The organism is Tannerella forsythia (assembly GCF_003860135.1).
In the GTDB taxonomy this organism is placed as follows: domain Bacteria; phylum Bacteroidota; class Bacteroidia; order Bacteroidales; family Tannerellaceae; genus Tannerella; species Tannerella forsythia_A.
Genome location: NZ_RQYN01000002.1, coordinates 131,461 through 156,701 on the forward strand (window position 1 = coordinate 131,461; position 25,241 = coordinate 156,701).

The following is a 25,241-nucleotide window of genomic DNA, read 5'->3' on the forward strand; positions in this document are numbered from 1 at the left end:
ATAATTAAAAATTCAAATCAATCCCGAAAGATATGGTTCTCATATACGGAAAAGCATAAGCACCTACTTCCATTCCGCTAACCAACGACATACGCGGATCAAATCCGGCATGCTTCTTGAACATAAACACATTGTCGGCAGTGGCAAATATCCGGAAACCGGAGATATTCACTTTCCTCGAAAGATGTTCGGGTAAGGTATAGCCGAGCGTGATATTCTTTACATTCAAATAAGAAGCATCGAACAATGCCATATCGCTGTACATCCAACTGCCGATATTCGAGCCGTTCCCATACGTATTGCCGTACATGACCATCGGGAAATAAGCATCCGTTCTTTCGGGTGTCCAAGTATTGCCCAGCAGTTCGGCCGATAATGCCGATCCAATTTTCTCGCTCGAATACAAACTCCATCCGTATTCTACGCTGAAGAACTTCCCTCCGATCTGGTAAGCTAAACTCGACGAGAAATCGAAATTCTTATAATTCAACGTCGTCGAAAAACCTCCGATCCATTTCGGGATAGCGCTTCCCATCTCGTACCGGTCGGCCAAAGAATAATTCGTGGTGGTAACATCTTCTCCCACTTTATACTCCTTGAAATATCCTTTTTTGTGATCCTGCTCGGTCACTTTAGCATGGAATAGCGGAAGTCCCGTTTTCTGATCCACGCCTCCGTATTTGAAGAAGTAGAGATTATAGTAATCTTTTCCTACTCCTCTCAAATAAGAGATGTGTCCCGTGGCAGCCCCCCCGATGTCGTTCCAGCCATCGATACCGGCAGTCCAGTTACCGTTGAGTTCGGCCGTACCTACGCCTTGCGGAACATTCGTTAAGATCGTTCTGTAATGCATACCGTTCAACGACACATTCCAATACAGATCTTTCTTCTTGATAATATCGAAACTCAAATCGATTTCTACCCCGCGATTTCTCAACTTAGCCGTATTTCTTTCAAGAGACGACTGCCCCAAAGAATACGGTATCGGTTGGTTCCAGAAAGCGTTTACCGTATTTTTAAGGAAGTAATCGACAGAGACATGTATCCTGTTCCACAAAGAGATATCTGCTCCGGCATCCAACGTATGCACATTCTCCCATGTGAGAGCATCGTTCACGAAATTGCCTTTAGATAACCGATAACCGGCCGGTATTCCCGTCCCTCCTGTCGTAGAGGTATAATTCGCTCCATACGACCAGGTTTGATATCCCGAATAATTGGCGATACCGCTCTGATTACCGATAACACCGTAACTGGCTCTGACTTTCATGTTATTCAGCCATTCTTTAGTCGATTCCATGAATGATTCGCCGGTCACTCTCCATCCGGCTCCCACCGACCAGAACGTCCCCCATCTGTTTCTCCTGTGTTTGAATTTGGAAGAACCGTCGGTTCTTAACGATAACTCAGCATAGTACTTGTCGTTATACGCATAATTCAATCTTCCGAAATAACTCTCCATAGCCGTTTTTTCTAACGAGCCACCCGGGTCTAGAAATGTGCCGCCCACATACCGGCCCGTAAAGTTCGCATAACTGATAAAATCGGGGATCAGCGAATAGGCCGATCGGTAATGTAATCCGTCGGAATTGAACTTGTTGAACTCATGGCCGGCTAAAAAGTCGATCTGATGTCCGTCCAGTTTCTTGTGATAATTCAATAGCTGCTGTGTGTTCAATACGGCAAAATTCTGATACATTTTGCCCAACGCACCGGACGTACTCTTGGCCTGCCCTGTTTCCTTATTCCAGTACCGCGTTCTGATCTGAGAAAAGCGATCGTACGAAAGATTCAGTGTAAAAGTAAAATCTTTCAGAAATTTGAGCTCAGCATATCCGCGCATGTTCAGGTCGTTCGATACGGTCTCATCTTTATCTTTATTTAGGATATCGATCAGATTGGCATTCGTCAAAGGACCGTTGGTAGGTCCTAAAGGAGAATAAGTTTTATCCGGGCCGTCATTCACTTTTTTGGAACCGTCTTCGTTATAAATAAAATCACCGTTTTTATCATGCGCAAAAAGCGGAGTCAATTGATTCTGTCCGTTAGCCCATCGGAAGACATTGGCCACCGCAGAACCGGGATTACGCCCCCAGCGAGTGGCCGGTGACTGCGTTCTGCGATTGGCATACGCTACATTGGCTCCGACTTTCAGCCAGTCGAGCAATTGCGCATTGATATTGACACGTGCATTATAGCGTTCAAATTCGGATCCGCGTATGTACGAAGGGTCTTCGAGATAGCCCAACGAAAAGAAGTAATCGACTTTGTCTGCCCCACCGCTTGCACTTACATTGTATTCTTGTCTTAATTTATTCTCAAAAAAGAACTTATCGTAATTATCTTCGTACAACAGTACGGCGTTCGGGTTCAATCTGCCATCGGGATTTACCAAATACGCTCCGCTCATGGTCGAACTGGCCTCAGCTCCTTCGCCGGTAGGTGTATAGACGGCTCCGGGCACATTGTACAGCATATAGTTGCCCAAAGCGTTCTTTTTAAAGTTAGTAGTCGACCCCACATAGTCGAAAAGGTGTTGACTGGCAAACAGAGCCGCTTCGTCATGAGACATATTGGGATTGGCCACATTGGTCGTATATTTTTCATCGCTTTTATACCTTACTGCATTGTAGATCGCAGCCCAGGCATATTCGTAGATATCTTTCGGCTTCGATATCTTTTTGTATTTGAACGGGCCCATCTGATTTACCCCGAAACGTCCCTCGAACGAAATACGAGCTTTTCCCTTGGATCCTTTCTTGGTAGTGACCAGCACCACGCCGTTTGCTCCTCTCGAACCATACAGAGCCGTAGAAGCAGCATCTTTCAGAATCGTTATATTCTCAATATCTTTCGGATTTATGGAAGACAACGTATTAGCCGTTTGTGAAGGTACACCGTCTATCACAATCAGCGCACTCGAATTATTCTGACTCGTCGAACCTACGCCTCGAATTCGGATCCCCATATCCAGCCCGGGTTGTCCATCGACCGAGGCGACCTGTATACCGGGAGCCGCTCCTTCCAAAGCACGCGTAACAGTTGAGTTCGACTGTTTGGCCATCAAAGTACGATCGATAGAAGTTATCGAACCGGTCAGATCTTTTTTCTTCACCGTACCGTAAGCAACCACCACCACTTCATCAAGAGTTTTCGTATCCTCCCGCAGGGTAATATTTACGGAAGTTTTACCGCTCACCGGAATATCTTCCTCCAGATACCCGATATACGATACATGCAGTACGGCATTCGGCGAGACAGACAACGAGAAACGACCATCGGCATCCGTTACCGTACCGTTCGTCGTACCTTTCTCTACGACATTGGCACCGATCACCGGTTCGCCCTGCTCGTCGACGATACGACCGCTGACGGTTTTCTGTTGTTGAATCTCTTTCGCTCCCGACTTTGCCGAAGCACGCATACTCATGGGAGAGAGTACGATTTGTGTGCCCTTAACCTCATAGTCCACGTCTCCCGAAGCGAATAAATCCTCCAGAATCGCAGCCACCGGCTTGTTCTTCGCACGTACGTTTACCTTGCGTTCTACGTTGATCAGCCGACTGTTGTACAGAAAATAATAGTCCGACTTCTCCTCGATAGACTGCAAAACTTCTTCGATCGTGACATCGCTCATATCCATCGATATCTTTTGTTTCTGAGGATCGGCCTGCACGTTGGTTACCTGAACAACCAGCAGACATAACAAGAGCGACATGCCCCGGATCAAACGGGGAATTTTACGGAATACGACACGTTCCCCAAGTGCCTTTTTCATTGAATCATCCATATTTCACACGCTTATTAGATTATATGTAAATACTTTTTCACCGCCTTTCCCAATATGTTTTTCGAGCCGGCAGCACTGCTCGAAAAAAATCGTCCTTCTACCTGTTTCTGTTTTTCGTCCCTCCTATTGATTGATTATTATAGTTTATTATTTTAGTGTATGGTCTTTATGGTGACCGTCCGACGGGTATACGTATGATTACCGAGTTGTCGCTGTCTCGAAATCGTATACGTCAGAGGAGCCGAACGTTTCAGCAAGTCAAGAATGTCTTCGAGCGATTCGTCCGTAAACGTAGCCGTGTACACATACTCTTTCAGCTTATCGTCCTCCAGCCGAATCGTGACCCCGAATTTGCGCGAGAGCTTCTCGGCTATCCGGTCAAGGTGCTGACGACGAAACACCATCTTCCCGTCTTTCCATGCCGTATCGGCATACGTATCGGCCGATTGTTTCGACATCGTCCCGCTCTCAGGCTGGAACAGGGCCTTCTGTCCCGCAGTCAACGCAAGCATTCGCGACGAACCGACAGAGGAGACGTCTACGTTACCGCGTGCCAGAGTGACTTCGTAGCACGAGTCTCCGGCATGAGCATGGATATTGAATTCCGTCCCGTATGCACTCACCTTCATCTCTCCGGGGATAAGTACATCGAACCGATTCTTCCGGTCTGATGTGACCTTGAAATACGCTTCTCCGGTCAGCCTGACTGTCCGTTCCCGACCGACAAGGCGACTCGGGTATGAAAGCGTGCTGCCGGCATTGAGCCACACCTTGCTGCCGTCGGGCAAGGTTGTTTGTACCACCATACCGGGCGCCGCTGTGATGGTTACGGTCTCTTCGGGACGCGCACTTTCCTGCCACGGAATCCATACATATTGATAAATCAGCCACAAGGGAAGTAAAACGGCAGCAGCCGTACGAGAGACGTCCCAAGCCCTGCTAAGGAATAAAGAACGAGCGATCTTACGCGACACACTTCGCCACGCCGCAGATGTATCGATATTTCGCTGCTCGTTCCGAAGGCCCGACAAGTGCCATAACCGACCCAGGTCGGCTACCGTTCGTCGCAGATCGGCCGAGAGGCTCATCTGATACTCGAACGCTCGCCGTTCATCGTCCGACAATTTGCCCTCAATATACAATAATATATAGGCTTCGTCTATGTTGACTGTTTCTTTCATGTTTTACTTTTTATACTTGACGTAAATTCCGGCAAACACCCTATCGAAAAATTTATTTTTTTTACACAAACACCTTTCAAAATTTCATTTCTCTACCATTTTATCGCATTTACTAGTATAAACGCAGTAATGACGGCTTCGAGCTTACAATTCCAACCAGATAAAAACCTCATCCACAAAACTTTTTTCTATTTTCTTTGGAGCATTCAAAAAATATGCTCTAACTTTGGGGGCAATCTGCCGACAGACAGGTGCCAATAAAGGAGAGAACAATCAAAATGGTATTTTAACAATAAAACATATACATCATGAAAAAATTAATTACAGCAGCAGCCTTGTTATGGGCAATGGCCGGAACACTTTCCGCACAAACGGTTACGGGATTCAAATGCCCACATCATCCCTTGAAACCGAATATGTTCAGACATCTGGCCGATTCTGTCATCAAAGAAACTTATTGGAAAGAAGGCAACAGAAAACCTCAGTCCACACGCACCAAAACGATTTGCAAATACAGCAAAGACAGATTGACCGATACGGTGACATTCTACCGTAACGACACGACCACTTTCTTCCAGAAATATACTCCCGACGGACACTTGCTCTATCTGTCAACAGAGACTTTGATTCCTCTCGATATCAACAAAAGTAAGCCTCAAAAAGGACTCCTTATCTCAAAATACATGTATGGAGAAGACGACAGGCTACTTAAACTGGAAGTTTTGGGCAAGGGGTATAACGATCAGCCGCTCGAAAAGCTATACATCGCTTATAACTACACGTATATGATGACCGATAGCGGATATGTTGTCGAACAGACCTCATCAGACATCGATAAAAACAAGACGGAATACGTACTCGACAAAAAAGGACGGGTCATTCGCGTAATCGATCGAGACGAAAAAGATCGATACATCACCGGCGACAACGGCCAACGTTACCGTATCGGCGATTTTTATTATTCATACACCGATAGCGGATATACCGAATTACATTGTATGCGTGCCGATTTTTGTACCAAAACCGATTTTATCTTCGACAAAAAAGGTCGGTTAAAGAAAGAAATCGTCTACAAAAGAACCGGCGAAAACCAATGGGAACTGTATGATTCGTACGGATATTTCTACTTCTACAAAGACGGCAATCCTCACAGCAACATCCGGATCGGGAAGGTTTCGGGACGAGTCTACGGCACCGTAGGAGGCGCTGTGGTGGAAACGGAACAAACCGTAGAAGCAGCTGTTTATACGTTCGGCGGACAACCGGTCAAACGCCAACGCATCGGCGCCGGAACGACCCGCATCCCCTTGCCCGCAGGTTTCTACCTTATCACGCTCAACGGAACGGGACATAAGGTCGTCGTGAAGTAGCATGTTTCACCGGCTCAACGGAACGAAAAAAACGAGTAACCGCTTGGCCGGTCACGTATTTTGTTATAATTTTGAAGACGCATAACGGACAAGTATCATTCAATAAAACAAATATCGTATGAAATTTTTTATCGACACGGCCAATCTGGAGCAAATCCGTGAGGCCAACGACATGGGAGTATTGGACGGCGTGACAACGAATCCTTCGCTCATGGCCAAAGAAGGCATCAAGGGAGAGGAAGCGATTCACCGCCATTATGTAGAAATCTGCCGGATCGTGGAGGGTGATGTGAGCGCCGAGGTGATTGCCACCGATTACAAAGGGATGATTGCCGAGGGCGAAGTCCTGGCCGCGCTGCATCCCCACATCGTAGTGAAAGTGCCCTGTACGGCCGACGGCATTAAAGCCATCAAACACTTCAGCACGAAAGGTATCCGCACCAACTGCACGCTCGTGTTCTCGCCCGGACAAGCATTGCTGGCGGCCAAGGCCGGAGCCACGTACGTCTCTCCGTTCGTGGGACGTCTCGACGATATTTCGAGCGACGGCATCGAACTCGTATCGAAAATCGTAGACATGTACGCGTACTACGAGTTCGAGACACAAGTGCTGGCTGCCTCGATCCGACACACGCAACACATCATACAGTGTATCGAAGCCGGCGCCGACGTGGCCACCTGCCCCCTGAGCGCCATCAAAGGTCTCCTGAAACACCCGCTGACAGACAGCGGACTGGCCACCTTCCTGGCCGACTACAAAAAAGTAAACGGCTGAACAAAAAACCCATCCGAGTCACGAAAGAGATAAGCAAATCGGATGAAATAATAATAATACATAACAACAAAACCGATATGGAAACATTTTTGGGCATCATTGCCGGTCTGACATCAAGCCATCTGCTCGTTCACAGAGCATATAAGAAGAAATTTGCATCGCAATGCTCATCGGCACAGAAACAGTTTGCCGCAGTCTTTCTACTGCTGAGCGGGGCGACTACAATCTTTTTAAGCGCAATGTGTTGTGCATATTATGCCGGATTTCTGATGGCACAGTACAACATGTAAGAAACGGAACACCTTCGGGACGCTCCGTTTCACCTGTTTGAGGTTCCGTTTCACCCGAAGAGGTGTTCCGTTATACGAATTTGGTCTTCCGTTTCACCTCGAACAATAAAAATATGACCTTTTTGATTAAACGGAACACCACGGAGACGAAACAGATCACCCCCGGAGGTGAAACGGAACGTCAAAAAGGTTATACGGAACCTGAAAAACGTGATCCGGAAGATCAAAAAGGTCATCCGGAACACGAAACAGGTGAAACGGAACCTCAAAAAGCACTTCCGAATCATCCAAACCATGAAACGGAACGTGCGAAAGGGATCATCGAACATCTCCGGAATAGGACGAAGCATAAGACATCTATTCCGAAACCGCAGAAATATCCGGCGGAAAATCAGAAAAACACATCGGAATCAAAAAAAAATCGATTTTTATTTGGAAAAGAACAAAACATGACGTATATTTACGCGCAAATCAATTTTACTAATATTAAGAAAAGGAGGTAGAAATGGCCACGATAAAAAACTTAATGGCAGCGCATCCGGGCGAAGAGCAATTGGAACGCACCCATGTCTTGATGACGAATTTGGAAAACGAACTGTCGGGACTGATCGTTAATCTGACCGGAGACGACCGGAGCCGTTACGGACGAGTAAACGAGCAGAATAAATTGCTGATCAACAAAGTCAGAGACTATGCACAAACCAGTCCGTCGTTGTGCAGCCCCGATGTAGATTGGGCGGAATTCGAGCGGGATTATCAGTCACGCAACTCGATTGAAGACCTGATTCTGCGGCTGCAAAATCTGGTGACAGGACTGAAAAACAACAAGACATTGCACGATTTCGATAATTATCAGGCAGCCCTCGACGATTACTCCTATACGTGCTATAAAGCCAAAACGTCCGTACCCGGATTCGAAGACAAACGCAAAGAACTGAAACAATTCTTTCCGCGTAATCGAAAAACATCCGAAACACCGGCACCGGACGATAACAACCAACCTATTTGAATATATCCTTTTTAGGGTGGAGTGTGTTTAAATATGGACGACGGGTGTTGGGGAGTGAGTCTTCGACACCCGTTTTATTTATTCCCCCCGATCTCGTATCTTTGCCCCGTCAAGCAGATACAAACCCGACTCGAAAAGAGCGGACGACAACAGAATGAAATAAACGAAGAAAATCATGATGGAAATCAAAAGTGCGGAATTTGTCATCAGCAATACCGACGTGCAGAAATGCCCCGACGGCACACGCCCGGAATATGCCTTTATCGGACGGTCGAACGTCGGCAAATCGTCGTTGATCAATATGCTCACCGCACGCAAACGATTGGCCATGACCTCGCAGAAGCCCGGCAAGACGCAACTGATCAATCACTTCATCATCAACGACGACTGGTATCTCGTCGACCTCCCCGGCTACGGCTATGCACAGCGAGGCAAAGAAAACCGCGAAAACCTGCGACGCATCATCGAATCGTATATCCTGCGCCGCCCCCAACTGACCTGCCTCTTCGTGTTGCTCGACTGCCGTCACGCACCGCAGAAAATCGATCTCGAATTCATGGAATGGCTCGGCGAAAACGAAGTGCCCTTTGCCATCATCTTCACCAAAACCGACAAAATCAGCAAAGGACGCCTGCAGGAAAACCTCGACGCCTATCGTCAAAAAATGCTCGAGACGTGGGAAGAGCTGCCACCTATCCTTACCTCCTCGTCCGAAAACAGGAACGGACGCGAAGAAATCCTCCATTATATCGACGAAATTAATCGGCAGACAAGAACCCCCTGATTTAACTTTTTTATGTATCTTTGCGGGCATTAACAGAACGAAGAAAAAATGAAAAAGATCATCGGAGTACTTTCGTTGGTGCTGCTTATCGGATGCTCCTCGTCGGGGAACAGGAAAAACGACGCTTGTAACAATTCGGAATGGTACGGATACGTAAACATCTGCCTCCCCACCATCGACGGAATGAAAGAATGTCGCCTTCACCCTCGTGTGCAGGCTTTCACGCAGAAATATCGCGAAAGCGGCCCCTTGCTCGGATACTATCTGAACGACAAAATACATCAACGGATCGACAGCCTGGGAACGTTTTCGTTCGATAATTACTTCATGCTCTACGGTGACTACAATCGCGAAAACTACGAAGCCTCCGCGACCGACCTGCCCCTCATGCAACAGCAACTCGAACAAAGCCTCGTAGGCACCAACTGGCAGGAACTCGGCCGGCAAGTCGAAGACGTATATAACACCTTGATGATCGGACAGCCTGCCATCATCGAGAAATACAGTCCCCACCCCGATGTACTGACGATGATCGTGCTGATGAAATACCGGCAGGAAGACGGTAAGGAATCGACCGTGATCAGCGCCGCCAACTGCATTTTGGTAAAAAAACGCCTGCTCAATCTGGCCTATTACATGGCATACGACGGAGGCAAAACCATCGATCTGCTCAAACAGCGTAACGACGCTGCCGTACAAAAGCTGATGCAGCTCAACCCATAACCGATCTTTCGAAAAACAATCCGTACCGCAATGGAAAGCCGAAGTGCATGCGTTTTTGCCAAACAACGAGACGGTCAGGAAGCCCCTCTCTTCGAAGGAGGTAATCCCCTGCCCTTCTTTTGGCTCATGCTTTTAAGCGAAGACGATATCCGGCACTACAGCAAAAAAATCAAACAGGCGGCACATACCCGTACGATACCCGACGATACAAGCATAGCACTCGATAAACTGAAAGCCCTCACACGGGCTACGGGACGACGAAGCTACATCGAAAAATATTACACCTCGTGCCTGCCCCTGTTCGACGAGTGGATTCACTTCCTGCAAATCTCCGACTTCGCCGACATGAAAATCTACGTCGATCTGTACGAAGTAAGTACCTGCTACACAAACCTCGACGATTTTGAAGAAAGCCTGCAACGAGCCATCACCGGATTCGATCAGGATCGACAGGCATGGTACGAGAATACCATCGCCGGCACTTGCGGCCACGAAGCACGCAACAAAAACAAAAGACGATTCGTCGACTTCTCCCCAAGCTATCGGGACAAAAATAAAAAAGACATCTACGGTCACTTCGATCAGCGTATACATCTGGGCAAAACCATGTCGCCCCGTAAACGAATGATGCTCACCGTGCTTGTACTCACGGCCATCACCCTCCTGATCATCGGGATCGTAGCCTTATTATATTGGATGAAATAAAAAATGAACATAAAAATATGGAAACAGTAGTAAGCGGCATCCGCCCCACAGGTAACTTACACTTGGGCAATTACTTCGGAGCGGTTAAAAGTTTTTTGCGCATGCAAGATGAGTATCGGTGTTTTTTCTTTATTGCCGACTGGCACTCACTCACCACCCATCCGCGTCCGGAACATATTCGCCAAAGCGTAAAAACCATTCTCGCCGAATATCTGGCTTGCGGCCTCGATCCGCAAAAGGCCACCATCTATGTGCAAAGCGATGTGCACGAGGTACTCGAACTGTATCTCTACCTCAATATGAACGCCTATCTGGGCGAATTGGAACGCGTGACGACCTTCAAGGAAAAAGTACGCACACAACCCAACAACGTCAACGCCGGTCTCTTGACCTACCCTACCCTCATGGCTTCCGACATTCTGATTCATCGCGCAGCCAAAGTGCCTGTCGGGAAAGATCAGGAACAGAATATGGAGATGGCACGTAAATGCGCCCGTCGCTTCAACATGATCTACGAAGTCGACTTCTTCCCCGAACCGGCATCGTTCTACCTCTCCGACAAGGCCGTAAAAGTTCCCGGACTCGACGGATCGGGCAAGATGGGAAAAAGTGAAGGCAATGCCATCTATCTGGCCGATGACGAAAAAACGATCCATAAGAAAGTGATGAAAGCCGTAACAGACTCCGGTCCCACAATACCCAATAGCGAGAAACCGGAAGTGATTCAGAACCTCTTCACCATGATGGAAATCGTATCGACTCAAGAGACGTATACCTATTTCGACGAGAAATATAATAATTGCGAAATCCGCTACGGCGACATGAAAAAGCAGCTCGCCGCTGATATCAACGCGTTTTGCGCGCCGATTCGCGAACGTATCAACGACATCGCGGCCGATCAAGCGTATCTCGACAAGATCGCGGCCGAAGGAGCCGAAAAAGCATCAGTCAGCGCCGCGGCTACGATCGATGAAGTACGTCGCATCATCGGATTCAAGTCCTACCGATAAGTTCGTTCGCAAAAAAGGGAAGATTCATATTTTACGCCTGTACTAACTATTTTAAAACATATATAATAATGAAAAAGACTGGATTATTTTTGATGGCCGTTGTACTGCTCGGAACGCTGTCGTGCAATGGAGGAAAAAGTGTAGATGCCGACGCCTTGTGCGCCGAAAAAGTAGCCGTTGCCGTACAGGCAGCCTGCGATTCGATTCGCGCGGCTCAGCCGGTGAGAGAAAAGAAAATCATCGTGGCACGTGTTACCGTAAAAAGCGGAAAAGAAAAAGCGTTTCTTGAGGTTGCCAAGAAATTGGTCGAAGCCACTCGCGCCGAAGAAGGTAATATCAGCTATACTCTGTATCAGTCGCCGGAACAACCCACGGCCTTTATCTTTTACGAAGAATATAAAGATACTGCCGCATGCGAAGCACATGCTTCGTCCGAACATTTTAAGGCTTTTGCCGACACCATAAAAGATTTGCTGGACGGAGACTTGCTTGTCGAGAAGTTTTAACAAAGAAACACGTGCGAACAAAACTACTTTTTTTTCAGATAGAAAAAGAAAAAAAAATTTTATGTTGTAAAACATTTTTTTTCTTTTTACCTTTGTCGCGCAAATAAAAATATCAATCAGGATTTTAAATTTTTAAAGAGATGAAAAAGATTTCAATGTTTATGATGGCTTCGGCCATGGTTATGATGGTTGCTTGCGGTGGTAAAAAAGCTGAAACAACCGAAGGTGAAACGACAGAACCCGTAGCAACGGAAGCGCCTGCACCCGAAGCGGCTCAGGCTCCTGCCGAAGGAAGTGCTCTGGATCAGTATCTGAGTCTTGTAGACGAAATGCTGCCTTTGTACGAAAAAGTAGCTGCCGGCGATGCTGAAGCAACACAGAAAATGGCTGAACTCGGTCAGAAAGTGCAAAATCTGGCAGTCGACCTGCAGAAAGAAGTAGCTAACCTGACTCCGGAACAAGCTCAGAAATTTCAGGATGCTGCAAAGAAGCTGACTGAGGCAGCTCAGAAAGCAATGTCGAAATAAGGATCTATTTTTTCGAATACCAAAAAAAGGCTGCTTTTTCCTCAACAGAAAAGGTAGCCTTTTTGGTTACCACTAATCCACACGAAGCCACCAACCCCTCTGACATTTAACACCATCCCCGGCTCGGTTACGAACCCGCCGAATAGAACAAATCCCTATCTCACAGGTTTCCCATAGAGACAGGGATTTTCATTAGCATACAAAAACACTCAATGGCTGAGCATAAAAACTGCTCCTTTGTGATTCTGCCTTCTCCCAAAAGCGCTAAACCTGGCTTTTAGGGAGCCAATCAATCTTTTATAAATGAGGGTTTACTTTATTCCACTCTGCCACCGGAGGCAAGACACCGAATCCGATCACTTCATCACGCATCGCGCACAGATGCTCGTAGCTCTTTTTCAGATCGGCCATCTCGGAAGGTGTACCCTCTACATCTTTATATGTACATCCGTCTTTCGTGATCTCAACAGGCATAGCCATCATGATATGGTCGAATCCGCCTGACGACACGTAAGTACCTGCCGGCCAACGGAACGCCTCTCCTCCCATAGCAGCTCGTATCATCTCGACCGACACGTAAGCAGGGCTTTGGAACGAAGAACGTCCGCGCAAGTTGATAATATTGGCACCGCCCTTGGTCACGCGCTGTTGCAACGCAGCCCACTCTTCGGCCGGCAATTTGTCTGTTCCGATCAGGTCAACCAGCGGTGTACCGTCGATTTTTGCCGTCGAAGCAAAAACCGCCATCTGTTCGCCGTGTCCGCCAAACGTACAGCATCCCGTAACGGCGCTCTGCGGCAAGTTGAAATGCTTCGCCAATTCGCTTTGCAACCGTGTCGAATCAAGTCCTGCAAGCGTCGTTACCTGCGAAGGTTTCAAGCCGGAGTAAACGAGCGTAATCAGCCCCGTAATATCTGCCGGATTAAAGATCACAACCACATGCTTGCAATCCGGGCAGTATTCTTTGATGTTCTTGCCCAGTTGTTCAGCCACCTCGGCATTACCTTTAAGCAAATCTTCACGTGTCATGCCGGCTTTACGCGCAGCACCACCCGACGAAATCACATATTTCGCATCTTTGAAAGCTTCGGCCGGACATGTGGTATACGTGAAATTCATGCCCTCGAATCCGCAGTGACGCATCTCTTCATACACTCCTTCCAGAGCGGGTTCATACACATCCTGCAAACAAATGTTCGGAGTCAGTTTCATCATCGCAGCCGTCTGTGCCATATTGGAACCGATCATTCCGCCGGCACCGACAATCGTCAGTTTTTCGTTCGTTAAGAATCCCATAGTCTTGTTTATTTTTATGTTAGTAAAACGTTTCAGAACGCTACAAAAGTACGGTTTGATTTTTGAATAAAGAAATTTTTCCGTATTGAATTTGCTTCGAAAAGATAAAAATCAAAGAAATCATCCTGAAAAATATCGGAAGAAGCTGAAAAAAGAAGACGAAGACTGTGGAGGATTAAGCCGAATCAAGCTCATTCGCAAAACAGTACAGCTTATTTTCACCGTCTAATCTGTCTTTTCGAACACCTCTTGATACGATTTTCGGAACAATTTGTCGTTTTTATCTACACTAAATTCCGTAAATTTGCAAAAAAAAGAAAGAAAGGATGACTACAAACAAGCCAGAAAGCTTATTGGAACAGATTGATTCTCCGGCCGATCTACGCAAATTGCCGGCTGATCGGCTCGAGGACGTATGTACAGAGTTGCGGCGATATATCATCGACGTGTTGTCTAAAACACCCGGACATTTAGGGGCGAACTTAGGCACAATCGAATTAGCTGTGGCACTGCATTATGTCTTCGATACACCTTATGATCGGATTGTTTGGGACGTAGGACATCAGGCTTATGGACACAAAATATTGACCGGACGACGCGAAGCATTCCAAACATTGCGCCAATATAAAGGACTCAGCGGCTTCCCGAATCCGCAAGAAAGCGAGTACGACGCTTTTATCGCAGGACATGCATCTAACTCCATATCGGCGGCACTCGGTATGGCAACCGCTTTTGAGATAAACAACGAGTCCGACCGCCACGTCGTAGCAGTCATCGGAGACGGTGCCATGACAGGTGGACTTGCTTTCGAAGGATTGAACAACGCGTCGGCCAGTCCGAACAATCTGCTGATTATCCTAAACGATAACGATATGTCTATCGACAACAGCGTCGGTGGGCTGAGCCGCTACCTCGTCGACATCACCACGAGCCAGACATACAATAAAATTCGCTATGACGTATATCGCAAACTCCGAAAACTCAATCTGCTCTCGGAAGACCGGCGGGAAAATATCCTGCGTTTCAACAACAGTCTGAAGGCGTTGATCAATCGCCAACACAACTTGTTCGAAGGTTTTAGCATCCGCTACTTCGGTCCGGTCGACGGACACGACGTGAATAACCTCGTACAGAAACTGAACGACATCAAAGATATGCAAGGCCCTAAGCTGTTGCATCTCAAAACCAAGAAAGGAAAAGGCTTTGAACCGGCCGAGCAATCTGCGATCGAGTGGCACGCGCCCGGCTGTTTCGACAAGGAGACCGGACGGCGTATCGTACCCGAACGACTCAAGCAGCCGCAGCTCTATCAGGATGTGTTCGGACATACGTTAGTTGAACTCGCCGAAAAAGACAAACGCATCGTAGGAATCACCCCTGCCATGCCGACAGGTTGTTCAATGGGCTTTATGATGAAGGCTTTCCCCAACCGTGCTTTTGACGTCGGTATCGCCGAAGGACATGCCGTAACATTCTCCGCAGGGCTGGCCAAGGAGGGCATGATTCCCTTCTGCAACATCTATTCCTCGTTTATGCAACGCGGGTACGATGAAGTGATTCACGACGTTGCCATTCTGAAATTGCATGTCATTTTTTGTCTTGATCGGGCAGGGCTGGTGGGCGAAGACGGCATGACACATCACGGCGCTTTCGATCTGGCTTACCTGCGCCCGATACCCAATCTCGTCATCTCTTCGCCGCTGAACGAGATCGACTTGCGCAACTTAATGTACACGGCGTATCAGACCCCGGACGGGCCGTTCGTTATCCGCTATCCCCGTGGAAAAGGAGAATTGGAGAATTGGCAAAATACAATGGAATTGCTTCCTATAGGTAAAGGTAAACAACTGCACGAGGGGAGCGATGTGGCTGTGCTCTCGATCGGCTCGATCGGTAACGAAGTAATCAAAGCGATCAGGATGGCCGAAAAAGAAGGCCTATCGGTCGCTCATTACGATATGATATTCCTTAAACCGATCGACGAAGCCCTTCTACACGAAGTAGGTAAGCGATATGCGCACATCATTACCGTCGAGAACGGAACGGTTGTGGGCGGACTGGGTACAGCCGTCGCCGAATTTATGTGTGAACACGGCTATACACCGCGCATCAGACGTATCGGCATTCCGGACGCATTCATCGAACACGGAAGCATACCGGAACTGTTTCGACAATGCGGCATGGATGCCGAAAGCATTCTTCAAACCCTTCGTTTAACCCGGAAAGAAACCTCCGAAGCCATAATAGAAATATGAGAGTCGTTATTGCAGGTGCCGGAGAGGTCGGCACCCATCTGGCCAAAATGCTATCGAGAGAAAAGCATGATATTACTCTCATGGATACGGACGATCACAAGTTGGCTTTTGCACGTTCAGGCATGGAAATCCTGCCGTTCACCGGGAACCCGACCTCCCTCCGTGACCTCGAAGAAGCAGGCGTCAACAAGGCCAATCTCTTTGTCAGCGTGACACCGGAAGAGTCGACCAATATCACGGCCTGCATGTTAGGACATAATCTGGGTGCCCAAAAAACATTTGCCCGTATCAATAATTACGAGTACCTCCTGCCCAAGAATAAAGAATTGTTTGAAAAAATCGGTGTCGACTCCATGATTTATCCGGAGATGTTGGCAGCCAAAGAGATTGTGGCAGCCATCAAACGCCCGTGGACGCGCCAATACTGGGAGTTGTTCGGAGGCAATCTGATGCTGCTGGGCATCAAGGTGCGCGACGATGCCCCCATCATCAACCAGACCCTCGTGCAACTGTTATCGAACAACCGGAAACTCTATCATATCGTCGCCATTCAGCGGGGGCACGAGATGATCATTCCCGGCGGACGAGACCATATCGAATCGGGCGATCTTATTTTCGTCACGACTACACGTGAATGGATCGAAGAGGTACGGATGCAAACCGGCAAACAAAAGCCGGAAGTGAAGAATATCATCATCATGGGAGGAGGACGTATAGCCATCCGGGCCAGCCAATATATGCCGGATCATATTCATATCAAAATTATCGAAACCGACCGGGAAAAATGTGTGCAGATCTCGGAGAAAGTTCCCAAAAACGTGCTGATTATTCATGGCGACGGACGCGACACCGACCTGCTGCGACAAGAAGGAATCCTTAATACGCAAGCATTTGTCGCATTGACGGAAAATTCGAGCACGAATATCTTGGCTTGTCTGGCTGCCAAACGGTTCGGGGTATACAAAACGATCGCGCAAGTCGAAAATCTCGATTACATCCCGTTGGCTTCGAAGATGGATATCGGCTCGGTCATCAACAAAAAGTTGATCGCAGCCAGCCATATCTACCAGTTTCTACTTGATGCCGACGTCTCGAATGTGCGATGTCTCGCTTTTGCCAACACCGATGTGGCCGAACTGGTGGCCAAACCCGGATCACGCATCACAAAAAAACCGGTGAAGAGTTTGCATCTGCCTAAAGATATGACTCTCGGAGGGTTGATTCGTGACGGTGTCCCGATGATGGTAGAAGGCAGTACACAGATTCAGGCCAACGACCGTGTGATGGTTTTCTGTTTCGAATCGGCCATGCGTAAACTCAAAGACTATTTCAACTGATCGGGAATGTTTAAATTGAATGTCCGGTACATTGTCAAGCTACTGGGGATGACGCATCTCCTCGAAAGTTTTTTTATGCTGGCGGCAACCGGAGTTGCTTTCTGGTATGACGGATGCGACTTTTATCCGTTGCTCATTTCGAGCGGAATCATGTCCGGTATGGGGCTTCTCCTATACTTCATCGGGCGAAAAGGAAACGATTATCGCTCCGGACGCAGAGAAGGAATGCTCAGCGTAGCGCTTATGTGGACAATGTTTGCTTTCCTCGGTATGATGCCCTACCTGATAAGCGGCTACATCGACAATGTGACGGATGCCTTCTTCGAAACGATGTCAGGCTTCACAACCACCGGAGCAACCATCCTGACCGATATCGAAGCCCTTCCGAAGGGGCTACTCTTCTGGCGCAGTCTGACGCAATGGCAGGGCGGCATCGGCATTATCGTGTTTACCGTTGCTTTAATGCCTATTTTCGGCGGTACAGCCTCTCAGCTGTTCGATGCCGAGACGCCGAGCATCACCCACGAGCGTTTCCTGCCGCGTATCACGCAAGTGGCCAAACGCCTCTTCGGGATTTACCTGCTGATCACAGGCGTTGTTTTCGGCCTGCTCTGGATCGGTCCAATGGACGCTTACGATGCCATCAATCATGCGCTAACGACCGTTTCGACCGGCGGCTATTCCACTAAAAACGCAAGCATTGCCCATTGGCAATCGCCTTATATCGAGTACATCATTTGCTTCGGCATGTGCATCGGCGCCACAAACATCACACTGCTTTACTTCTCGCTACGCAGGCACTGGCATAAACTCGTACACGACGAAGAGCTTCACTGGTTCTATGGTATAATTGGCACGGCCACCGTCTTTGTAACCGTCTGGTTGCTCGTTCAGAATCATGAAACGAGCATAGAACAAGCTTTCCGCCAGTCGTTCTTTCAGGTAGCCTCCCTGATCTCGACCACCGGATATTTGACGGCCGATTACGCAAACTGGGGGGCTTTCTTTACGATTATCGTGCTCTTTGTCTCGGTCGTGGCCGGCTGTGCCGGATCGACCAGCGGCGGATTGAAGATGGGACGTTTCGTGATTCTGATCAAAAACATGTTCAACGAGTTCAAGAAGCAGACGCATCCCAATGCCGTGCTGCCGATCCGCATGAGCGGCCAGATCATTCCGTCACACATTGTACAGCGGGTTTCGACCTTCGCGTTTGTTTACGTCGGACTGATTCTGCTGGGAGGGGCTGTATTGCTCTTTGACGGACTGACCTTCGAGGAAGCTCTCGGAGTATCGGTCAGTGCCGTAGGAAACGTCGGGCCGGCACTCGGACAGTACGCCGACGGGAACCTTGCTACCCTGTCGGCATTTCCCAAATGGTTGCTCTCGTTTCTGATGATGATCGGACGCTTGGAGATTTTTACCGTCCTGACGATTCTCCTGCCCGGGTTCTGGAAACGATAAAGCAAAAGCGGTGTGCCACAAATCATGTTTTTGACACACCGCTCTTTTTATTTAAAGCCGCCGTAGAGCTCCCCCGAAGGCGAAAGCCCCGTAACGGCTGCTATCACTACGTTTATTGACCGTTACGCCCGATTAATGTTCATGATGATGATCGTCATGATCCGGCGCGTCTTTGCTCAGCACAATGTTACGTTCGGGAATCCGCTGTTCGTTTCCGGCGGCATCGGTACAATACACCATCAGGTGATATTTGCCGGGGGTAGCATTCTCCGGAATTTTGATGTCGTGATGATGGATGTGCGCGTTTCTCTTCCCCGACACATCGTAGCTTTTCTTGAAAGCGAACACCACCGTACCATCGCCCGATTTCGTATGGGTATGATTGTCGAAATTGCTGTGTATCTCGATCAGATACGATTTCAGCATCACATCGTCCGACAAATCCATGTCGAAATGAACACCGTGCTCATCGCCGATTTTTAACACAGCCCCTTCTTTAGGAGCCTTCAACTCGATCTCCGGTTTCGTTACATCCGCTTTCTCGTCTTTGTCGCAAGATACGAGCATCAACGAACCGGCTGCCAACAGGCAGACTACTGAAAAATAAAACTTTTTCTTCATCTTAATAAATGATTAAATAATACAAAAATAAACTCTCGGAAGTCTCGTCCCGATTAGAGGATTCAACTCTCCGACGTTTAAGGGTTTACTGCTTCTTCTTTTTTTAATACAAAATGGCGCACTTCACGCGCTTCATTTCCGGCGGCATCATGACAGATTACCGTCATAAGATACTTTCCGGGCTTCGTTTGAATCGGAATTTTGATGTCGTGATGATGGATATGCTCCTTATTCTTTCCCGAAACATCATATTCCTGCTTGAAGGAGAGCACCACCGTCGTGTCTTTGGCACTCTTCGTTTTTTTAGATTTGAAATCGCTTTTCACTTCGATCTCATACGACTTCAACATCACATCGTCCGAGATATCCATATCGAAATGAACGACATATTCATACGCTCGGCCAATAAACAGCACTCCTCCTTCTTCCGGTGCATTCAACTGAATGACGGGTTTTGTCACATCCGCCTTATCTTCGGCGGAAGCACACACGAACAAACCGGCCGCCAACAGGCAAACGGCTGTAAAAGAAAACTTTTTTCTCATTTTAATTGATAGTTAAATGGTACTTTAATAAATAACTGGAAGTTTCGTCCCGGTTCGGGGATTTCGACCTTCCGATAAAAACTTAAATGATTAAAATATTTCGTATCGAATAGATTGCGGGCGCTTAACGACAGTTCGACCGTAGTACCTGCCACGGCGAAGTCTACGCTTGCTCCGGCATGCAACAGCTGAGCGCCCGCCGTCGCGTCTTCATTGCGGGCGATGCGTTGTTGAGCGGCAATGCTCTGCCATTCGACATACGTGTGGAAGCGTTTAAAACGCCAGCTCAACGTTTGACGCATGGAAGGCGGCGGCGAAAAGCTGAGCGCCGTATGCGTATCGCGATTGCGGGTATACACATACTCACCGACGAAACGGTAGTGCAACCCGTGCGGCAGATCGAGATCGAACGCAATTTCTCCGCCCGCAAACAACGCCCGCGCGGGGGTATAACGATAAACCTGCCCGGCATGAGGCAGCGCCGACCACTCGCCCGTGGGTTGAAGATAGATGTAACGATCGAAGAGACTGACGAAGGGCGACACGGTCAGTTCAAGACCCGGCCGTGTGAGGCTGTAGGAGGCGTCGAATTGCCAGCCGCGCTCGGAGCGGAGGGTCGCGTCGCCCTGCTCGTGACGGAAGGTGCCGTGATGAACACCGTTCGAGGCCAGCTCGTTCGCGCCGGGCAGCCGAAAGCTGCGCCCGATGTTCGCCTTGAACAGATGGAACGGCGACGGATTCCACACGATGCCGGCCGAGAAGGAATAATCGCCGAACGTGCGGTCCACGGCATAGCTCCGTCGCTCATAACGCTTGATTTGCTCGTCGGTATGTCCCTGACGACGCAGGTATTCGGCCAGAAAAGGATCGTCGGAAGGAGCGATATCGATCTTCCCGAAGTCGTAACGCACGCCGCCGTTGAGCGTAAGCTGACGGGTGGGACGGTACGCCGACAGCCAGTAACCGCCCGCGGTAAAACGCGTATATTCAGGCAAGAGAAAGGCGTATCCGGCGATGTCGTTCTTTTGCGCCTGCACATCGAGCCCGGCCGTATGCTCCCACGACACATGACGCAGCAGACGCGCTTTGAGCGCACCGCTGAACGTATGCAGACGAAACTCCAGTTCCTTGTCGGGGTCGTGAGCAGGCAGAGGTTGCGCGTCGTAATGGGTGTGAAAGGCGCTCCATTCTTCGCGATGGTTGTACTGATAGCCGAGATCGGCCGAGAGGATGAGATCGTCGGGCGTATACTGCTGATGCGTCATCACTTTGAAGTGATTGACGAGGCTATAGGGCAATGCGATGTCACGGCTGTTGCCGTCGTCCTGCAAGCGCGACAAGTCCGGGGCGCCGTGCGCGCCGGGAAAAAAGCCCATCTTCTGGAAAGCGTTGCTGACGGTCACATTCATCCGATAGCGATGCTTCCGGTATCCCCCGAAGAACGACGCGTTACGCTCCATGCCGGCCGTATTCTTGAGTCTTCGACCGTAAACGGGAATCTTCCGCGTCAGGTAGACAATCGTATCTGTCGGGACGCGATAATCACCGTAATGTTGTTCCGAAAAGCGCGCCTTGACCAGCCACGCGCCTTTGCGCAGGCCGAGCATCAGCGAGCCTCCCAACGTGCCGTTGAGCGATTTGCCGAGCACGACAGCCTCGCCGAAAAGCTGATCCGCGGACGGCCACGCGGCCGGCACGATTTCGATGACCCCGCCCATGGCATCGCTGCCGAAGATGAGCGACGACGGGCCTTTGCGTACCCTGACTTCTTCGACGTTAAACGCATCGATCTCCAACCCGTGGTCGCTGCCCCATTGCTGCCCTTCTTGCTTGATTCCGTTTTCGGACACGGCAATACGATTGAAGCCGAGCCCGCGAATGGCTGGCTTCGAGAAGCCCGCGCCGATATCCATCGAACGGACACCGGGGATCTTCTCCATCGTCTGCACGAGGTTTCCCGTGAAATGACGGTGAAGAAAGTCTTTCCGCACCACGTCGAGCGTGAGAGCGGTCGTTTTCTGCTGTTGCCGATGGTATGATTCGGAGACTACGACTTCGGACAAGGCCACGTGTCTCATGCTGTCCGGCGCTTCGCTCCGGGCATCGGCCGAGCGCGCCGCAAAAAGAATCAGCGGCAGCAAACTATATCTGATATTCATACAAAATTATTATGTTAGTGGTCAGCCGGCAGCATTCAGCCGTCAGCATTCAGAAACAGCAATCAGCCGTCAGCTGGCAGTAGTCAGCCGGCGTAATTCGTAATTTGTCATTCGTAATTTTAGTTAGCCGTCAGCAATCAGCGGTCAGAACTTTGTTATTTTTCGTTTTTCACTATTCGTTTTTCGCTTTACAACAAAGTTTCATTTGTGTTTATTTGCGCTCTTTGCGTGATTTGCGTTCGGATTTAATCAGTTGTCAGCATTCAGCCGTCAGCCGTCAGAAAACAACTCAACGACTCAACAATTCAACCTCCGAAGGGCGTAACTATTGACAATTAACTATTAAACGCACGGAGGGGCGCGCAGGGCGTAAGCGTAGAGAGGAGGGCAGACGGTTTCGCAAACGGCCGTCACCGGTTCACGTTCGGTGAGGGGCGTAAAGATGCGAATCCGGTATAGTTCGCTTTGTGTGAAAGGCAGGAGATGGAAGAGGCAGATGGAGCAATCGTCGTCCGACGAAGTTTGCGCGTCTTCTTCGTGCGTGCAACACGTCTCGTGCCCGCACGCATCGTGGCGGTGAAACGCTTTCACCACGAAGACGGGCAGCAACGCGGCCAACAGCAACGTTGCGATGACGGTTCTTCCTTTCGCACTTGTTATCACAATCTTCCTGCAAAGTTGAGGGCGCAAAGTAAAACGATATTTTTCAATTATGCAAATCTACCCCAGTGCCACGTCGAGCACCATCATGAGGACGAATCCGAGTGCCACGCCCACGGTGCCAATGTCGGTATGCACGCCGCTCTGCGACTCGGGGATCAGTTCTTCGACCACGACGTAGATCATGGCTCCGGCGGCAAAGGCCAGAAGATAAGGCAACACGGGCAGCATGATATGCGTAAGCAGAATAGTGATGATTCCGGCAACCGGTTCAACGGCACCGGAGAGTGCGCCATACGTAAAAGCTTTCATGCGTGACCGCCCGGCGCTTTTGAGGGGCATCGAAACGATCGCTCCTTCGGGAAAGTTCTGTAAAGCGATACCGACCGAGAGCGCCATGGCGCCGGCCAGCGAGATGTTCATCGATCCTTCGAGTATGCCGGCAAAGACAACGCCCACGGCCATCCCTTCGGGGATGTTATGCAGCGTGACGGCGAAGATGAGCATCGTCATCCGTTTCAGCCCCGGCGATTTCATTCCTTCGGGTTGATCGGAATGAATATGCAGGTGAGGGATCACGCTGTCGAGCAGAAGCAGGAAGACGATCCCTCCCATAAACCCCGCGGCGGCGGGAAACCATGCCGGAAGAGAGGGGTGATTCTCGCTCATCTCGATCGACGGAATAAGCAGCGACCAAACGGAGGCCGCAATCATGACGCCCGCGGCGAAACCGAGCATCAGTTTTTGCAGGCGCGGCGAAATTTCGTCTTTGAGCAGAAAGACCATCGCCGCGCCCAGAAACGTTCCCAGAAAAGGGATAAGCAGACCGATTGCAATGTTGACGTTCATCTGTTTTCGGAAGAACCGTTCATCAGAATCAGGCTTCGTTTTCGGCCGGCGGGGGCGTTTCGCCGCCGTCGGGCTTGGCCTTGATCGTTGCGCGCCGCGCGATGAGTGCGTTTGCCTCGTCCACCAGCAAGTCTATCGCTTCGGCAAACGCGCCGTAGACGCCGGGGTTCGACAACCTCAGCGCGTCGACATAGGGGAAGAGCGTCGTATTGAGCAACGCCACAATCTCCTTACGAATCTCGGAAGCCGTGCTTCGCGCCGCTTCACTGGCTACCGTCTGGGCATATTGCGCCTTGGTATGTTTATACGCGTCTTGTGCCGAACGAAGACGTTCAACAGCTTTCTCAACACCGGGCAGTGCCGTTACTACGCCGGACATGTCGGGCGCCTTCAAGTCTTGCAACAGCGAATCGATATAAGCCGTTTCTTCGTCCTGTGCCGCGTCGAAGATGCGTGTGCCGTACTTGCCGAGTACTTCGGCATAGCGCGCGGCCGGGGTCGCGAAATCTTCGAGCAGAAGATAGGCGCGTGAGAAGTGGAAAAGCGCGCGTCCCGGAGCATCGCGCCGAAGATCGGCTTCTTCGATGACGGAGAGGACTTTGTCCTGCCGGATGGCCGTCGTCAGATCGATGTTCCGCGCTTCGGCGCGGTTGACCGTATTGGCCAGAAACGGATCGGCCGCCAGAGCGCCGTTCGTTCTGTACATTTCAACGATGCGTGCCGTTAACGTGTTAACAGCCGCTGCCCGCATGTTTGTTTTTACTTTCGAAATCATAATCTTTTCTGTTTTTAAGGTTTGCACATTATAAAAATACTATCTCCATCTTCGTTTATTATCGTTTAATGAAAGGCCGCCGGGAGTTCCCGACGCGTTTTCAGCGTTTAATGAAAGGTCGCCCGGACTTCCCGACATGCTTTTATCGTTTAATGAAAGGTCGGCCGGAGTTGCCGCGATGCTTTCAGCGTTTAATGAAAAGCCGACCGGACTTCCCGCAACGCTTTCAGCGTTTAATAAAAAGCCGTCCGGAATTCCCGGTGCGTTTTCATCGTTTCATCAAAAGCCGGAGCGCTGTTTGCGTTTCGTAAAAAGAGGTACGACGGGAAAGAAAAATATTATGTACCGTACAAAAGATCGCTCTAAAAATCCATCGCCAAAACTCCGCGTCGTACACTCTTTATTCTTAAACGTTGACAAAGTTAAAAGAAAGAAATCTTAACGACAAAAAAAAAGATGATTTTTTTTGGTTGGGAAGGTCTGTAAAGAGAAAAACGCATCGGCAACGGAACCACGGAAAGAAAGAAAAATCACACATCACAGAAAAGTGTTAATTTTCACGTGAATTTTGGACAATAAAAAAATAATATTATCTTTGCAAAGAGAAAAA

The 25,241-nt window shown here is 49.1% G+C and carries 22 protein-coding genes; 13 read left to right on the plus strand and 9 right to left on the minus strand.

The genetic code is table 11. The features are described from left to right. Nucleotides 1-4: 4 nt before the first annotated feature. Both EII41_RS01210 and EII41_RS01215 read right to left on the minus strand, forming a co-directional pair. Nucleotides 5-3,790: a TonB-dependent receptor gene (locus EII41_RS01210; RefSeq protein ID WP_260425425.1), complete on the minus strand. Its 3,786-nt coding sequence runs from the start codon at nucleotides 3,788-3,790 to the stop codon at nucleotides 5-7. A gap of 152 nt (nucleotides 3,791-3,942) precedes the next feature. Beyond that, nucleotides 3,943-4,971, minus strand: coding sequence for a FecR family protein (locus EII41_RS01215; protein WP_124751459.1), 1,029 nt, complete (start codon nucleotides 4,969-4,971; stop codon nucleotides 3,943-3,945). Nucleotides 4,972-5,279: 308 nt separating this feature from the next. On the opposite strand from EII41_RS01215, the gene EII41_RS01220 reads away from it, so the two are divergent. The 10 genes from EII41_RS01220 to EII41_RS01265 all read left to right on the plus strand — a co-directional run bounded on the left by EII41_RS01220 (nucleotide 5,280) and on the right by EII41_RS01265 (nucleotide 12,670). Beyond that, the gene (locus EII41_RS01220) at nucleotides 5,280-6,341 is read left to right on the plus strand and encodes a hypothetical protein (RefSeq protein ID WP_124789096.1); all 1,062 of its coding nucleotides are present in this window, start codon (nucleotides 5,280-5,282) and stop codon (nucleotides 6,339-6,341) included. A gap of 118 nt (nucleotides 6,342-6,459) precedes the next feature. Further along, a complete protein-coding gene (gene fsa / locus EII41_RS01225) occupies nucleotides 6,460-7,116 on the plus strand; it encodes a fructose-6-phosphate aldolase (protein ID WP_124789097.1) in 657 nt (218 codons plus the stop codon). 77 nt (nucleotides 7,117-7,193) lie between these two features. Next, nucleotides 7,194-7,406: a hypothetical protein gene (locus EII41_RS01230; RefSeq protein WP_124789098.1), complete on the plus strand. Its 213-nt coding sequence runs from the start codon at nucleotides 7,194-7,196 to the stop codon at nucleotides 7,404-7,406. A 505-nt stretch (nucleotides 7,407-7,911) separates the two neighbouring features. Then, on the plus strand, nucleotides 7,912-8,415 hold the full coding sequence (locus tag EII41_RS01235) for a hypothetical protein (RefSeq protein ID WP_221620687.1): 504 nt from the start codon (nucleotides 7,912-7,914) through the stop codon (nucleotides 8,413-8,415). A 178-nt stretch (nucleotides 8,416-8,593) separates the two neighbouring features. After that, a complete protein-coding gene (yihA, locus tag EII41_RS01240; protein WP_124751494.1) occupies nucleotides 8,594-9,199 on the plus strand; it encodes a ribosome biogenesis GTP-binding protein YihA/YsxC in 606 nt (201 codons plus the stop codon). 48 nt (nucleotides 9,200-9,247) lie between these two features. Next, nucleotides 9,248-9,922, plus strand: a complete 675-nt coding sequence (locus EII41_RS01245) for a hypothetical protein (RefSeq protein ID WP_124789099.1) — start codon at nucleotides 9,248-9,250, stop codon at nucleotides 9,920-9,922. Nucleotides 9,923-9,952: 30 nt separating this feature from the next. After that, on the plus strand, nucleotides 9,953-10,627 hold the full coding sequence (locus EII41_RS01250; protein ID WP_124789100.1) for a hypothetical protein: 675 nt from the start codon (nucleotides 9,953-9,955) through the stop codon (nucleotides 10,625-10,627). 17 nt (nucleotides 10,628-10,644) lie between these two features. Then, nucleotides 10,645-11,637 (plus strand): tryptophan--tRNA ligase, encoded by a 993-nt coding sequence (trpS, locus tag EII41_RS01255; protein ID WP_124789101.1) that lies wholly within the window; start codon nucleotides 10,645-10,647, stop codon nucleotides 11,635-11,637. 68 nt (nucleotides 11,638-11,705) lie between these two features. Next, nucleotides 11,706-12,143: a putative quinol monooxygenase gene (locus tag EII41_RS01260; RefSeq protein ID WP_260425426.1), complete on the plus strand. Its 438-nt coding sequence runs from the start codon at nucleotides 11,706-11,708 to the stop codon at nucleotides 12,141-12,143. Nucleotides 12,144-12,283: 140 nt separating this feature from the next. After that, the gene (locus EII41_RS01265) at nucleotides 12,284-12,670 is read left to right on the plus strand and encodes a hypothetical protein (RefSeq protein WP_124789102.1); all 387 of its coding nucleotides are present in this window, start codon (nucleotides 12,284-12,286) and stop codon (nucleotides 12,668-12,670) included. Nucleotides 12,671-12,967: 297 nt separating this feature from the next. Here the strand turns inward: EII41_RS01265 and EII41_RS01270 are convergent, their stop codons facing one another. After that, the gene (locus EII41_RS01270; RefSeq protein ID WP_124751467.1) at nucleotides 12,968-13,966 is read right to left on the minus strand and encodes a malate dehydrogenase; all 999 of its coding nucleotides are present in this window, start codon (nucleotides 13,964-13,966) and stop codon (nucleotides 12,968-12,970) included. Between the two features lie 326 nt (nucleotides 13,967-14,292). On the opposite strand from EII41_RS01270, the gene dxs reads away from it, so the two are divergent. From dxs to EII41_RS01285, 3 genes are read left to right on the plus strand one after another with little or no spacing between them, the layout of a single operon-like run. Further along, nucleotides 14,293-16,221, plus strand: coding sequence for a 1-deoxy-D-xylulose-5-phosphate synthase (gene dxs / locus EII41_RS01275; RefSeq protein ID WP_124789103.1), 1,929 nt, complete (start codon nucleotides 14,293-14,295; stop codon nucleotides 16,219-16,221). Next, nucleotides 16,218-17,558: a Trk system potassium transporter TrkA gene (gene trkA / locus EII41_RS01280; RefSeq protein WP_124751469.1), complete on the plus strand. Its 1,341-nt coding sequence runs from the start codon at nucleotides 16,218-16,220 to the stop codon at nucleotides 17,556-17,558. Before dxs ends, trkA begins: the two co-directional genes overlap by 4 nt. Nucleotides 17,559-17,564: 6 nt before the next feature. Next, nucleotides 17,565-19,022, plus strand: a complete 1,458-nt coding sequence (locus tag EII41_RS01285; protein WP_124789104.1) for a TrkH family potassium uptake protein — start codon at nucleotides 17,565-17,567, stop codon at nucleotides 19,020-19,022. A 132-nt stretch (nucleotides 19,023-19,154) separates the two neighbouring features. On the opposite strand, the gene EII41_RS01290 is transcribed toward EII41_RS01285, so the two are convergent. The 6 genes from EII41_RS01290 to EII41_RS01315 form a co-directional block, all read right to left on the minus strand. Then, nucleotides 19,155-19,643 (minus strand): DUF4625 domain-containing protein, encoded by a 489-nt coding sequence (locus EII41_RS01290; protein ID WP_124789105.1) that lies wholly within the window; start codon nucleotides 19,641-19,643, stop codon nucleotides 19,155-19,157. Nucleotides 19,644-19,720: 77 nt separating this feature from the next. Beyond that, complete coding sequence (locus EII41_RS01295) at nucleotides 19,721-20,188, minus strand: DUF4625 domain-containing protein (protein ID WP_124789106.1); 468 nt, start codon at nucleotides 20,186-20,188, stop codon at nucleotides 19,721-19,723. Continuing rightward, nucleotides 20,185-22,347: a TonB-dependent receptor gene (locus EII41_RS01300; RefSeq protein WP_124789107.1), complete on the minus strand. Its 2,163-nt coding sequence runs from the start codon at nucleotides 22,345-22,347 to the stop codon at nucleotides 20,185-20,187. Before EII41_RS01300 ends, EII41_RS01295 begins: the two co-directional genes overlap by 4 nt. 342 nt (nucleotides 22,348-22,689) lie before the next feature. Then, a complete protein-coding gene (locus tag EII41_RS01305; protein ID WP_124789108.1) occupies nucleotides 22,690-23,010 on the minus strand; it encodes a hypothetical protein in 321 nt (106 codons plus the stop codon). A 57-nt stretch (nucleotides 23,011-23,067) separates the two neighbouring features. Next, a complete protein-coding gene (locus tag EII41_RS01310) occupies nucleotides 23,068-23,856 on the minus strand; it encodes a ZIP family metal transporter (RefSeq protein ID WP_124789109.1) in 789 nt (262 codons plus the stop codon). Nucleotides 23,857-23,884: 28 nt separating this feature from the next. Beyond that, nucleotides 23,885-24,631 carry a DUF6261 family protein gene (locus EII41_RS01315; RefSeq protein WP_124789110.1) on the minus strand — a complete coding sequence of 249 codons (747 nt, stop codon included), beginning with the start codon at nucleotides 24,629-24,631 and terminating at the stop codon, nucleotides 23,885-23,887. Nucleotides 24,632-25,241: the final 610 nt, after the last annotated feature.